The sequence below is a fragment of the Dyadobacter sp. BE31 genome (assembly GCF_031457695.1).
In the GTDB taxonomy this organism is placed as follows: Bacteria; Bacteroidota; Bacteroidia; order Cytophagales; family Spirosomataceae; genus Dyadobacter.
The window spans coordinates 266,630-279,358 of sequence record NZ_JAVDXA010000005.1; the positions used below are offsets into that span (position 1 = coordinate 266,630).

The 12,729-nt window shown below is 49.9% G+C and carries 12 protein-coding genes; 7 read left to right on the plus strand and 5 right to left on the minus strand.

The features are described from left to right. Positions 1–15 precede the first annotated feature (15 nt). A complete protein-coding gene (locus tag J2Y43_RS24405; RefSeq protein ID WP_309988342.1) occupies positions 16–885 on the minus strand; it encodes an N-acetylglucosamine kinase in 870 nt (289 codons plus the stop codon). Positions 886–904: 19 nt separating this feature from the next. Beyond that, a complete protein-coding gene (locus J2Y43_RS24410) occupies positions 905–1,141 on the minus strand; it encodes a cytochrome b5 domain-containing protein (protein ID WP_309988340.1) in 237 nt (78 codons plus the stop codon). Positions 1,142–1,280: 139 nt separating this feature from the next. Between J2Y43_RS24410 and J2Y43_RS24415 the strand changes: the two genes are divergently transcribed. The 3 genes from J2Y43_RS24415 to J2Y43_RS24425 all read left to right on the plus strand — a co-directional run bounded on the left by J2Y43_RS24415 (position 1,281) and on the right by J2Y43_RS24425 (position 3,839). Then, positions 1,281–1,736: a hypothetical protein gene (locus J2Y43_RS24415; RefSeq protein ID WP_309988338.1), complete on the plus strand. Its 456-nt coding sequence runs from the start codon at positions 1,281–1,283 to the stop codon at positions 1,734–1,736. An 81-nt stretch (positions 1,737–1,817) separates the two neighbouring features. After that, positions 1,818–2,840, plus strand: a complete 1,023-nt coding sequence (gene thiL, locus J2Y43_RS24420) for a thiamine-phosphate kinase (protein WP_309988336.1) — start codon at positions 1,818–1,820, stop codon at positions 2,838–2,840. Positions 2,841–2,984: 144 nt separating this feature from the next. Continuing rightward, positions 2,985–3,839: a hypothetical protein gene (locus tag J2Y43_RS24425; RefSeq protein WP_309988333.1), complete on the plus strand. Its 855-nt coding sequence runs from the start codon at positions 2,985–2,987 to the stop codon at positions 3,837–3,839. Between the two features lie 62 nt (positions 3,840–3,901). Here J2Y43_RS24425 and J2Y43_RS24430 read toward each other — a convergent pair whose 3' ends face one another. After that, positions 3,902–4,732, minus strand: a complete 831-nt coding sequence (locus J2Y43_RS24430) for an aminotransferase class IV (RefSeq protein WP_309988330.1) — start codon at positions 4,730–4,732, stop codon at positions 3,902–3,904. A 151-nt stretch (positions 4,733–4,883) separates the two neighbouring features. Here J2Y43_RS24430 and J2Y43_RS24435 point away from each other — a divergent pair, with 151 nt between their 5' ends. Both J2Y43_RS24435 and J2Y43_RS24440 read left to right on the plus strand, forming a co-directional pair. Then, positions 4,884–5,858 (plus strand): polyprenyl synthetase family protein, encoded by a 975-nt coding sequence (locus J2Y43_RS24435; protein ID WP_309988328.1) that lies wholly within the window; start codon positions 4,884–4,886, stop codon positions 5,856–5,858. A 24-nt stretch (positions 5,859–5,882) separates the two neighbouring features. Next, complete coding sequence (locus J2Y43_RS24440; RefSeq protein WP_223400756.1) at positions 5,883–6,503, plus strand: rhomboid family intramembrane serine protease; 621 nt, start codon at positions 5,883–5,885, stop codon at positions 6,501–6,503. Here the strand turns inward: J2Y43_RS24440 and J2Y43_RS24445 are convergent. Further along, on the minus strand, positions 6,495–7,154 hold the full coding sequence (locus tag J2Y43_RS24445) for a phosphatidylserine decarboxylase family protein (RefSeq protein ID WP_309988326.1): 660 nt from the start codon (positions 7,152–7,154) through the stop codon (positions 6,495–6,497). The two genes, J2Y43_RS24440 and J2Y43_RS24445, sit on opposite strands and share 9 nt — an antisense overlap. A 261-nt stretch (positions 7,155–7,415) precedes the next feature. Continuing rightward, positions 7,416–10,760 (minus strand): preprotein translocase subunit SecA, encoded by a 3,345-nt coding sequence (gene secA, locus J2Y43_RS24450; protein WP_309988323.1) that lies wholly within the window; start codon positions 10,758–10,760, stop codon positions 7,416–7,418. Between the two features lie 295 nt (positions 10,761–11,055). On the opposite strand from secA, the gene J2Y43_RS24455 reads away from it, so the two are divergent. Beyond that, on the plus strand, positions 11,056–11,289 hold the full coding sequence (locus J2Y43_RS24455; RefSeq protein WP_309988321.1) for a PspC domain-containing protein: 234 nt from the start codon (positions 11,056–11,058) through the stop codon (positions 11,287–11,289). A gap of 160 nt (positions 11,290–11,449) precedes the next feature. Then, positions 11,450–12,628 (plus strand): acetyl-CoA C-acyltransferase, encoded by a 1,179-nt coding sequence (locus tag J2Y43_RS24460; protein ID WP_309988318.1) that lies wholly within the window; start codon positions 11,450–11,452, stop codon positions 12,626–12,628. Positions 12,629–12,729: the final 101 nt, after the last annotated feature.

Here is a 12,729-nt window from a genome sequence, read left to right on the forward strand (position 1 = left end):
CATTTCATTAACTTTTTAAGCTTTCAAATCGGTGAGATGATAACCGATCAATCCTTCCAAAGGCGATTTCAGAATACGGCCGGTTTTTAAACCATTATTTTCGAGCACTACCCGAAGAATATCCTGGTAATAATAGGCGATCGAGCCGGTGAAATGCACGGGATGTTGCGCCGCATTCGCATGTTTCAAAACATATTTCTTTACAAACAGCCCGAATGCATTGCTGATTAAAGCCTGGATGAATTCATGGGTACGGTTTTCCGCAATGAATCTGGAATACGAGGCGAAATACCGGTTCGGATAAGGCTTTTTATAGGCATGGTCGAGCACGGTAAGGCGGTCGAGGCCGGGATATTCTTTGGTGAAACTTTCGTGAAGATCCTCCGGTAGCTCGTTTTGCAAGTAATGCACGACCAGCGTCTTGCCCAGATAGGAGCCGCTACCTTCATCACCCAGCCAGAAACCCAGCGAGCCAATGGAATGCGTAATACGGCTGCCATCGAAAAACGCATTGTTCGCGCCTGTGCCTAATATACACGCAAGCCCGGGCTCATGCCCGCACAATCCACGTGCGGCCCCGAGCATGTCAGAAGCCACTTCTACCGCCGTTGCGGACGGGAAACAATGCTTCAAGGCATTGGTAACCGGCAAGCTGGATTGGTCGTTGGCACAGCCCGCACCATAGAAATGGATTTCCTCAATATCTCCGCCGATGCCGGGCACGACCTGGCTTTGCAAAACGGGGATGATTTCCTCGGTAGTCTGGTAGAAGGGGTTAATACCTGCGGATTGTACCGATTGATAATTACCATTGCCGTAGTCGACAATAGCCCAGTCTGTTTTGGTAGAACCGCTGTCGGCAATAAGGATATATTTGGAAGCCATTTGGTATCGTTCGGTTGGGTTATTCGGGTAATTGCAGCTTGCCGATGATATTGAACCGCTCAAAAACGCGTTCGGTATGCGGAGCATCGCCGAGCTCTTTGGTGAGGTCCTGGCCGGCCCAGTGCTCGTAATGGTGGCCATTGCGCCAGAGCCGTGAGGAGCTTACGTCATAAATCATTCCTTTATATGCACACCATATTTCTTCCCGGTCCTGCCCATTGCGAAGCGCCAGTTGTGCCCTGGTATATACTTTCATTATATTGTTTTAGCGCGCAATTTAGCGATAAGGGTATTCCGTTGGAAAATTTAGAAAACGATCTGACATGAATATTTTGATTATAAGACTAAAAAGTAAGAACTTGGCGTTTTGAAAAGACATTCACGAAAAATAAAATATGAGAAAAAGTTACGCTCTTCTTTGGTGTTCAGTGATGATTCTGGGACTGTTGGCTGCCGGTTGCAAAAAGAAAGTTGCACCTGTATCTGAAAGGATCGCAAAGGCCTGGACGGCAGAATCTGTTAAGCACGGTGCAACGGTGGTTTATACCCGTGGCGGTTCCGGCAACATCGAAGCCGCTTACTCCGGCTTCCGGCTGACGCTTACTAACACTGGCGGTACAAAAACAGTGAGCCTAACAGATGTTGACGGCAAAACCTTCACAGGAAACTGGGATCTGGAAGGCGATACCAAGCTGGTACTCACCAACCTGACTCCGCAACCAACCGGTTCGGGAGGTAAGCTGGAATTCACGATCAGCGGGCTGGAAGATTCGCGGGTAGTGCTCACACGCCTCACGGCAAGTCCTAAAACGGGAAACACCATTAATGAATACACATTGAGCAACCCGTAAGCGGAAAGTCAATATAGCATATCGATCGCGAAGCCATTTCCAATGCGGGAATGGCTTCGCTTTTTTATCTAATTTTGCGGCATGGAAACAAGAACTGAAATAAGCAGCCTGGGGGAATTCGGGCTGATTCAAAGAATAAATAAAGGAATACGGACTACATTGCCCGATACCGTGAGGGGCATTGGCGATGATGCGGCGGTGATCGATCTGGGCGAAGAATTCGGTTTGCTCACGACCGACATGTTCCTCGAAGGCATCCATTTCGACCTTACGTTTTTCCCGCTCAAACATCTTGGGTATAAAATCATCGCAGCCGGTATTTCCGATGTTGCTGCTATGAACGGTATTCCGCGGCAGGTTACGGTCAATCTCGCATTAAGCAACCGCTTTTCGGTAGAAGCAGTGGATGAGCTTTATGAGGGAATGAAGCTGGCTTGCAAAGATTTTAATGTAGATCTCGTAGGCGGTGATACCACTTCCTCGCGTTCGGGGCTTATCATATCCGTGAGTGTTTTTGGGAAGGTTAAAAAAGATAAAATCGCATACCGGAATACGGCAAAGCCGAACGACCTGCTTTGCGTGACGGGCGACCTGGGTGGGGCCTATATGGGCCTGCAATTGCTCGAAAGAGAGAAACAGGTGTTTCTGGCCAACCCGAATATGCAACCGGAGCTCGAAGGAAAGGACTACGTGATCCAGCGCCAGCTGCGCCCGGAAGCGAGAATGGACGTGGTTTATGAACTCGACGAAGCCGGGGTGATACCGACTTCGATGATCGACTTATCGGACGGCCTCGCTTCCGATCTCCTGCATATATGCGCGCAATCGGGCGTAGGCGCGGTGATTTTCGAAGAGCGGCTGCCGATCGACGAACAAACCTACCTGGCGGCTTCGGAACTGAATATCGGTGCGGCTACCGCGGCACTGAACGGCGGCGAAGATTACGAACTGCTTTTCACGGTTTCGCAGTCAGCCTACGAGCAGATCAAGAACAATCCCAAGATCACTTTTATCGGTTATATCACCGATAAAAAAGGCGAGGTGGAGCTCCATACGAAGGGCGATTCCCGCGTGCCGCTTACGGCACAGGGCTGGAATGCCTGATTTGTTGCTCGTCTGAAAAGTTTCAAAGCATAACCCTCTCCGGTTATGCTTTTTTTGTTTTAACCCATACACGCAACCATCGGAAAGGTTTGGTCGTAATCGCGACGTATCCAATTCATCTCTCACAAATCATAATTAAATCCGATGAAAATCTTTTCAACTTCCAGAATGCTGGTTGCATTGGGACTGTTAATGGCGGTCAGCTTCTCGTGCTCCGACGACGACAAAACCGATCCTACCCCAACACCCACCAACGATGTTCAATTGAAAGACAATGCGACGCTGGGCAAGATCCTGACGGACAAAAATGGTAAAACGCTTTATTACTTCTCAAAAGATGCCTCCGGTGCCTCGGCTTGCTCAGGACAGTGCTTAGTTAACTGGCCAATCTATTCGGCAGGCGACCTGACGGCGATCAAGCTCGATGCCGGTTTGGATAAGGCCGATTTCGGCACGATTACCACGAATGGGCAGTCGCAAACTACTTACAAAGGTTGGCCGCTTTACTATTATAAAGACGACGTGGCTGCGGGAGATGTAAAAGGAGAGAATGTAGGAACAGTTTGGTTTGTGGCCAAAACCGATTACACCATTATGATCGCCAGCGGGCAGCTGGTGGGCAATGACGGAAAATCGTACAAATCGGATTACACCGAGGGCACCGGTACTACCCAGTTCTTCACCGACGGTAAGGGAAGGACATTGTATGCGTTTGCCAACGACAAAAACAATAAGAACAATTACACCAAGGCCGATTTCTCGAATGACGGTGCCTGGCCTATTTACACCGCCGATTTGAAATCGCTGCCGACGGGTGTGGATAAGACATTGTTCAGCACGATCGATGTATTCGGGAAAAAGCAGCTGACTTACAAAGGCTGGCCGCTTTACTATTTCGGTGCGGACGGAACGACAAGAGGCGCCACCAAGGGTGTGAGTGTTCCTGTGCCAGGTAAGTGGCCGATCGTCAATATTGCCTCACCAGTTGCGCCTAACTAAATAAGTGCTTATTACGAAGCGTAGTAGAAAAGTGGCTTTCCCAACGGATCGCCACTTTTTTGTTATTTACCCCAGCGGGCTACCAGTTCTTCAAATTGCTTTTGCAGATGTAAAGTTCGCTTACCAGCCAGGCCGTTTGCGACAGGCTGGTCGCCGATATGTACTACCGGCATAACCCATTTGGTGGTGCTGGTAGTGAACACTTCATCGGCGGTAATCACTTCTTTGTAGGTTACCGGACGTATTTCCACCTCAAAATCTGCCTTGGCAAGCTCGATCACGACACGGCGCGTCACGCCGTTGAGGACATTACGGTCAGAGGTAATGAGCTTATCGCCCTGGAATGCGAACAGGTTGCTTCGCGTGAGTTCGCTCACTTCACCGTCTTTATGGAAAAGCAGATCTGCGGCCTGCTGGCGTTTCATTTCGTCGGCCATGAGCACCATATGCACATAATTGGTGCTTTTGATCTCCGGCAAATCGCGAACATATTCATAAGGTAACACTTTAATACCTTTCAACCGGCCAGCCGGGTTATCCTGGGGCAGCGCTTCGGTGCGGATCAGCAGATTGGGCTGAACCACGTGCACGCCATCCGGCGCGTAGCCGCCTGTAAGTACAAACCGGAATGCTACTTCGGCCTCTCCGGACATCGAATGCAAATCGGCCAGGATCTTTTCCGTCTCTTGTTGCGTCACCGGAAGCGGCAGTTTCAGCAACCGCGCCGAATTCTCGAAACGCTGCCAGTAATCGTTCCACCGGAACGGAACGCCGTTATAAGTCCTGAAAAAGTCGAATAATCCGTAGCCCCGCAGTAAGCCGAGGTCGCTGGTCTGGAAAACGGGCTGGTCGAGCAGGCAGACTTCGCCGTTAAAATATTGGAAGAAAGGCATTGAAAGCAGATTTTGTTGATCGGGGTAAAGTTATTGATAAAGGCTTTTTAAATACTGCTTTTGTAAATGTAAATGCCAGTTTTTAGGTTTTATCTTTGCGGTTCACATAACCCGTAGGGCCATCCATGGGCCCCGCAACATTACGCTTCGCATGATCCAACCCACATCATTACTTGAAAGACTTCAGATTGAATTTGACCGGCATTCCTATGGCGATGCGCCTGTGGAGCTTTATGAGCCGATAACCTATATTATGTCGCTGGGCGGGAAGCGTTTCCGGCCGTTGCTGACGCTGCTTGCCGCCTCTATTTTTGATACGGATATCGAAAAGGCCCTGAAACCGGCTATGGCGGTGGAGGTGTTCCACAATTTCACGCTTATGCACGACGATATCATGGATCGCGCGCCCCTGCGCAGGGGTATGCCTACCGTGCACGAGAAATGGAATGCGAATACGGCTATTCTGTCGGGAGATGTAATGCTGATCCGTGCCTATGACCTACTGCTGGATGTAGATAAAGAAAAATTGCGCGCAGTTCTGAGCCGGTTTAACCAAACCGCCGCGGAAGTGTGCGAAGGCCAGCAGCTCGATATGAATTTCGAAACACGCTGGGATGTGACGGAGGAAGAGTACATTGGTATGATCCGCCTGAAAACTTCGGTGCTGCTCGGTTTTGCGCTGGAACTGGGCGGGGTGATCGCCGGAGCGGATGAGGAGACGGCGAGACTTTTATACTCGGCGGGTGAGAACATGGGTATCGGTTTCCAGCTGAAAGACGATTTGCTGGATGTTTACGGCGATCCCGCGAAGTTTGGAAAACAGGTGGGCGGCGATATTATTGCCAATAAAAAGACATTCCTGCTGATCGAAGCATTATCCAAAGCAGAAGGCGGTTTGAAAACCGAGCTCGACCGCTGGATAAGCCTTGATACCTTCGATAATGCGGAGAAAGTGGCGGCTGTGACTGGGATTTACGATGCGCTGGACATCCGCGCATTTACCGAACGTAAAATAAATGAATATTTCTCGCGTGGAATGGCTAGTTTACAGCAACTGCGCACAGACAGCGTTCAGAAAGAAGTGCTCTTGCAGTTTGTGGAGCAGCTTGTGGCGCGGGAAAAGTAATCTTATCAACAAATAACCCATTATATGTCGATTACCCTCATTTTAGTGATCATAACTTCGGGGATCAGCTATTACGCATTCAACAATTACAGCTTAATGGATAAGCTGATCCTGAACCCATACCGCGTGACGCAACGCAACGAATATTACCGGTTTGTGACCTCGGGTTTTGTGCACGCAGATTTTGGGCACCTGATTTTCAATATGCTCAGTTTGTGGTTTGTGGGAGAGAGCATCGAGCGGCTGTTTTCAATGCTTTTCGGGCCGAGTGGAACGTATTACTATTTGTTCCTGTACCTGGTCGGCATTATCGTGTCGGACATTCCTACATTTCTGAAACACCGGAAAAATTCGAAGTATAATTCTCTCGGGGCTTCGGGCGGCGTTTCGGCAGTACTTTTCGCGGCGATCCTCTTTGCTCCGCTGATGCAGATCTGCCTTTACTTCTTCATTTGCATGCCCGGTTTCATATTCGGCTTGCTTTTCCTCGGGTATTCTTTTTACGAGGCACGGCGAGGTACGAGCTATGTAAACCACAGCGCACACATGTATGGGGCGATTTTCGGGATGGTTTTTATGGCTGTGGTGTATCCCAATGCGGTACCACAGTTTTTTGAGCAGATCCTGAGCTGGCGCTTATTTTAATGTAGCCAGCACAGTAACGCTACCTACCGTTTTGTCTTGAAGATTGACATTGATTTCGGCGTCCAGGGGAATGTAAAGATCGACTCTGGACCCGAATTTGATAAAGCCCATCTCGGTGCTTTGTTCCACTTTATCACCTTCCTTCACATACCAGCGTATACGACGGGCAGCCGCGCCCGCGATCTGCCGGAATAGTACTTCGATACCTTCCTTATTACGTATTACAACTGTCGTACGTTCGTTTTCGGTACTGGATTTCGGGTGCCAGGCTACGAGGTACAAGCCAGGGTGGTATTTAAAATATTGAATCACCCCACTGATAGGGTTCCAGTTCACGTGTACGTTCAGCGGCGACATGAAGATGCTGATCTGCCGGCGCGGTCCTTTGAAGTATTCTGTTTCCACCACTTCTTCGATCACCACAACTTTACCGTCACAGGGCGCTACGATTTCGCGGTCGCTTTGGCGTACCACACGCGTGGGAACCCGGAAAAACTGTACTACAAGGAAGAAGATGACAATGCTTGCAGTTAATACAATGCGGGGGATCCAGTAGCCGTCGGGAAGGAGATAGTTGATCCCTAAATTGATCATGATCAGCACAATGGCCGTTACAGCCATGATCGTATATCCTTCTCTATGCAGTTTCATGCAAGCTTGTTTTTTGTTAATGATGGTCTCCGAAATGCAAATATCGCATAAATCCTGATTTTCCGGCAACGAAAAAGCCCCGACGAGTGGCGCCGGGGCTTTTCGTTGACATTATGCTTGGAGGTCAAGTGTTGTCATTTGTAGTCAGGTATTGTCATGTGTTGGTCAAGTGTTGATTTTGTAGTCAGGTATTGTATAATCTAATTTTAAACAAAAAATGACAACCTCTGACTATTCTTGACTACGCCTGACAATAAGTGACTATTCTTCATGCACGTCAACCACGACACAATCGCCGTTTTTCACCTCGTGCTCTACTTTTTTGAACTTCACATCACGGACAATGCGGCCATCGCGGTACTGAACCGAAACGCGCTGGTTACGGTCGGCGATTTTAATGGTCCGCACGGGCTGCGCTTTGGTAGTCGATTCCTGTGAATGGAATGTGTCGGTTTCTACGTCGTAATCTTCCTCACGGTTGGTGTGCAGCTCAGGCGTGGGCTCCGGTCTGCGAACCTGCTGCGCTACGGCAGTTGGCGGTGCTGCTTCCTCCTGTGGAATATCAGCTTTCATCAGGAAGGAAATCATATCAAAATTCACCTTGCTCAGGAAGCGTTTGAAGAGCTCCACCGACTCGAATTTGTAAATCAGCAATGGATCTTTCTGTTCGAATACGGCATTTTGAACCGACTGCTTCAAATCGTCCATTTCACGCAAATGCTCTTTCCATTCCTGGTCGATGAGCGAAAGTACGATGGCTTTCTCCATTTCGCGGGTAATGTCCTTGCCTTCGCTTTCGATGGCTTTTTGGAGGCCTACTACCACGCCTGCCTGACGGATACCATCGGTGAACGGGATCATGATTTCGGAAATCACCGCACCGCGCTCCGCGTAGATCGAGCGGAGAACCGGCAATGCTTTGCCTGAAATGCTGTCGTTTTTGTCCTGATATTGCTTTTCGGCAGCGTCGTACAGTTTCTGCGAGCGGTCGGAAGGCTTCATGGTACCATATTCAGCCTCGCTGAACGGCACTTCCATGCCCAATGTAGTAATGGCTGCGAGTTCGAGTTCTGCGTAGCTTCCTGCGGTAGTCGCGATTTCGTCGCACACGTCGTACAATGTGTTAGCGATATCCACCGCCAGACGATCGCCGAACAATGCGTTGCGACGGCGCGTGTAAATCGCGTCACGCTGGTAGTTCATTACATCGTCATATTCGAGGAGACGCTTACGCATTCCGAAGTTGTTCTCTTCAACTTTCTTCTGTGCACGCTCGATCGATTTTGTGATCATGCTGCTCTGGATCACCTCACCTTCTTCAAGGCCCATACGATCCATTACTTTCGCCATCCGGTCGGAACCGAAGAGACGCATGAGGTTATCTTCGAGCGAAACGAAGAATTGAGATGAACCCGGGTCACCCTGGCGTCCCGAACGACCACGCAGCTGGCGGTCGACGCGACGGCTTTCGTGGCGCTCCGTACCGATGATCGCCAAACCGCCTGCGGCTTTCGCTTCCGGCGTCAGCTTAATATCGGTACCACGGCCGGCCATGTTGGTGGCGATCGTCACTGTGCCCGGCTTACCCGCTTCCGCAACAACCTCCGCCTCGCGCTGGTGTTGTTTCGCGTTCAAAACCTGGTGCGGTATCTTGCGGAGCGTGAGCATCCGGCTGATGATCTCGGAGTTTTCAACCGAAGTTGTACCCACGAGTACCGGACGGCCTGCTTCTACGAGTTCCACGATTTCGTCGGTTACCGCATTGTATTTCTCGCGAACCGAGCGGTAAACCTTATCTTCCTGGTCTTTACGAACGATTCCTCTGTTGGTAGGGATCGAAACGACGTCGAGCTTGTAGATTTCCCAGAACTCGCCCGCTTCGGTTTCCGCGGTACCGGTCATACCAGCCAGTTTGTGGTACATCCGGAAGTAGTTTTGAAGGGTAATCGTCGCGTAAGTCTGCGTAGCGTCTTCCACGCGTACACTTTCCTTCGCCTCTATCGCCTGGTGCAAGCCGTCAGAATAGCGGCGGCCTTCCATGATTCGGCCGGTCTGCTCATCGACGATCTTCACCTTTCCGTCCATGATCACGTACTCCACGTCTTTTTCAAACAGAGTAAATGCTTTCAAAAGCTGGTTTACCGTGTGAATACGGGCTGTTTTAACGGAATAATCGCGGATCAATGCTTCTTTCGCTATTACACGGTCGTGCTCGCTGAGCGAAGTATCTTTTTCGATAGCGTCGAGGTCAACGGCAATATCGGGGAGAATGAAGAAATTGCTCTCTTCCGATTCGCCGGTAAGGAAGTCGATCCCTTTTTCGGTCAGCTCGATGCTGTTGTGGCGCTCGTCGATTGTGAAATAGAGCGGTGCATCGGCTTGCGGCATCAGTTTCTGGTTTTCTGCGAGGTAAATCGATTCCGATTCCTGCATAATGGCCTTCACGCCGCCTTCGCTGAGGTATTTGATCAAAGGCTTGTATTTCGGCATACCGCGGTGTGCACGGAACAATGCCAGACCGCCTTCTTTTTTATCTCCTGCCTGGATTTTCTTCTTTGCATCATTGAGGAAGTCCATCGCGAGGCGTTTTTGGGCCTCCACGATCCTTGCAACACGGGGTTTCAATTCCAAAAATTCCTGCTCATCGCCGCGCGGCACCGGACCACTGATGATCAAAGGCGTACGCGCGTCGTCGATCAAAACGGAGTCAACCTCATCCACCATTGCGAAATGGTGCTTGCGCTGAACGAGTTCTTCCGGCGTCCGTGACATATTGTCACGCAGGTAGTCGAAGCCGAATTCGTTGTTGGTACCGTAAGTAAGGTCTGCTTTATAGGCATTGCGGCGTGCAATGGTGTTCGGCTGGTGACGGTCGATACAGTCGACGCTCATGCCATGGAACTCGAAAAGCGGTGCATTCCACTCGGCGTCGCGTTTCGCGAGATAGTCGTTCACGGTTACAATGTGAACGCCTTGTCCTGCGAGGGCATTCAGGAACGAAGGAAGGGTAGCCACGAGGGTTTTACCTTCACCGGTCGCCATTTCGGCAATCTTACCCTGGTGCAACACCACACCACCGATCAGCTGCACATCATAATGGACCATGTTCCATTTGATAGGCTGGCCGATCACGTCCCAGGTTGTATTCCAAAGTGCCTTATCGCCGCTAATGGTCACATTCGACTTTTTAGAAGCGATTTCACGGTCAAAATAGTTGGCGGTTACTTCCAGTTTATCATTTTCTGTAAAACGGCGCGCCGTGTCTTTCACAATCGCAAATGCTTTTGGAAGGATATCCAGCAACACCTTTTCCAGTTCTTTATTTCTTTCCAGTTCGAGCGCGTCTATTTTCTTGAAGATCGCCTCTTTGCTGTCCACATTCGGTTCGTCGGCTGCCTGCTGTCTCAATGCAGCGATTTGTTCATCGACGGATTTCAGTTGATCGGCAATATGTTGTTTCAAGTTCGCGGACTGGGCCCGGAGCTCGTCGTTCGACAGAGAGGCTAGCAATGCATATTCGGCATTTACCTTTTCAACGTACGGGGTCAGTTCTTTGAGGTCCCGTTCCGATTTCGTGCCAAATAGCTTGGAAAATATTTTAAACATGATGTGTTGTATGTTTTTTAACCGGTTTTTCCTTATAAAATATTGAGCCTGCCACAAATCGCGTGTCACATTGTCAGCAAAACCCGCATTTACAATCCCAAAGGTAATTCATTGCCAATAGTATTACGCAACATCCGGCAGAATCCTAATGCATATCTAATCTTTTCACAGCCATTACTCTATCCTCAAAAATCACCCGTGCCAACGGTGTAGGACCGTTTGTACAGATTCAAAACCACTACTAGGCAATGCATAGTACCTTTGAAACATCAAAACGATTTAAACAGATATAGCCATGAACCACAATAGATTGTTCCGTAACACCAGCAACAAAATGATCGGCGGTGTAGCCTCAGGATTAGCCGATTACTTCGAAATCGACGTCACCATTATCCGTGTATTGTTCGTGCTCGCAGTCTTCATTCCGGTGACGTTCCCTGTCATTTTGTTTTACATCATCCTGTGGATCGTCATGCCCGACATCGCAAAACGCCCCAAAGAGCTGGAACAAGGACATATCCCTTCTTAAAAATTAAGACTTCCATCAGCAAAGACTTGGTAGTTGCAAACCGCCGGAAAACAAACTCCGGCGGTTTGTTGTTTTAGGATTAATACCTATTTTTACGAATGGTATGCAGGCATACTAATTAATATGTCTGCTTAATATCGATTTCCAAAACAGATCCAATATGAACGCATACATTGTTGCGGGCTATCGCACCGCGGTGGGCAAGGCGCCGAGAGGCGGTTTCCGGTTTACTCGTCCCGACGACCTCGGTGCAGCGGTGATCAAGCATTTGCTGGAACAAACCCCGCAGCTCGACCCGACCCGTGTGGATGATGTAATTGTGGGTAATGCGGTGCCTGAGGCCGAGCAGGGCATGCAGATGGGCCGGTATGTGGCATTACTTTCGTTGCCTAAGAATGTATCCGGAATTACCATCAATCGCTATTGCGGTTCGGGCGTAGAGGCAATCGCGATGGCGTCGGCGAAAATCCATGCCGGAATGGCCGAATGCATTATTGCGGGCGGTACGGAGTCGATGTCGCTAGTGCCTACAATGGGCTGGAAAACGGCTTTGAACTACGAAATAGCACATACCAATCCGGATTATTACCTCAGCATGGGCCTCACCGCCGAACAGGTTGCAAAGGATTTCAATATCAGTCGCGAAGCGCAGGATGAATTTTCATTCCAATCACACCAAAAAGCGCTGCGCGCGCAGAAAGAAGGCTGGTTTGCGGATGGCATTGTGCCGGTGACCGTGAAAGAAACGTATTTCGACCAGGCTTCCGGCAAGAAAAAGACGAAGGAAACGGTGATCAGCCAGGACGAAGGCCCACGTGCGGATACGACTGTGGATGCATTGAATAAGTTGAAACCCGTTTTTGCAGCGGGCGGCTCGGTAACGGCCGGTAACTCTTCCCAAACTTCGGATGGGGCCGCATTTGTGCTGGTTATGTCGGAAAGGCTGGTGAATGAGCTCGGCCTGAAACCCATCGCACGCATGATGTCGTACGCGACTGCGGGCGTAGACCCGCGCATTATGGGCATCGGTCCCGTAGCCGCTGTACCACTTGCATTGAAACAAGCCGGTTTGAAACTGGGCGACATTCAACAAGTGGAATTGAATGAGGCTTTTGCGGCGCAATCGTTGGCGGTGATACAGGAACTGGGCATCGATCCCACGATCGTGAACCCGAACGGCGGCGCCATTGCATTAGGGCACGCATTGGGCTCGACGGGCGCCAGGCTTTCGGTGCAACTTTTCAACGAAATGAAGCGCCGCGACCAGAAATACGGCATGGTAACTGCCTGTGTAGGTGGCGGCCAGGGTGTTGCCGGTATTTATGAAAGGCTCAATTAGGCCGTAGACTAACAATCGACCCGATTTTAAAGGTCTCCCTGGAATGGTTACCCATCTTCCGGGGAGATTTTTTATTTTTGCCCTTTCATCATGCACGCCCG

Coding starts and splice junctions, on each gene's coding strand:
- J2Y43_RS24405 (WP_309988342.1), bottom strand. CDS start 885: ATGGCTTCCAAATATATCCTTATTGCCGACAGCGGTTCTACCAAAACA.
- J2Y43_RS24410 (WP_309988340.1), bottom strand. CDS start 1,141: ATGAAAGTATATACCAGGGCACAACTGGCGCTTCGCAATGGGCAGGAC.
- J2Y43_RS24415 (WP_309988338.1), top strand. CDS start 1,281: ATGAGAAAAAGTTACGCTCTTCTTTGGTGTTCAGTGATGATTCTGGGA.
- thiL (WP_309988336.1), top strand. CDS start 1,818: ATGGAAACAAGAACTGAAATAAGCAGCCTGGGGGAATTCGGGCTGATT.
- J2Y43_RS24425 (WP_309988333.1), top strand. CDS start 2,985: ATGAAAATCTTTTCAACTTCCAGAATGCTGGTTGCATTGGGACTGTTA.
- J2Y43_RS24430 (WP_309988330.1), bottom strand. CDS start 4,732: ATGCCTTTCTTCCAATATTTTAACGGCGAAGTCTGCCTGCTCGACCAG.
- J2Y43_RS24435 (WP_309988328.1), top strand. CDS start 4,884: ATGATCCAACCCACATCATTACTTGAAAGACTTCAGATTGAATTTGAC.
- J2Y43_RS24440 (WP_223400756.1), top strand. CDS start 5,883: ATGTCGATTACCCTCATTTTAGTGATCATAACTTCGGGGATCAGCTAT.
- J2Y43_RS24445 (WP_309988326.1), bottom strand. CDS start 7,154: ATGAAACTGCATAGAGAAGGATATACGATCATGGCTGTAACGGCCATT.
- secA (WP_309988323.1), bottom strand. CDS start 10,760: ATGTTTAAAATATTTTCCAAGCTATTTGGCACGAAATCGGAACGGGAC.
- J2Y43_RS24455 (WP_309988321.1), top strand. CDS start 11,056: ATGAACCACAATAGATTGTTCCGTAACACCAGCAACAAAATGATCGGC.
- J2Y43_RS24460 (WP_309988318.1), top strand. CDS start 11,450: ATGAACGCATACATTGTTGCGGGCTATCGCACCGCGGTGGGCAAGGCG.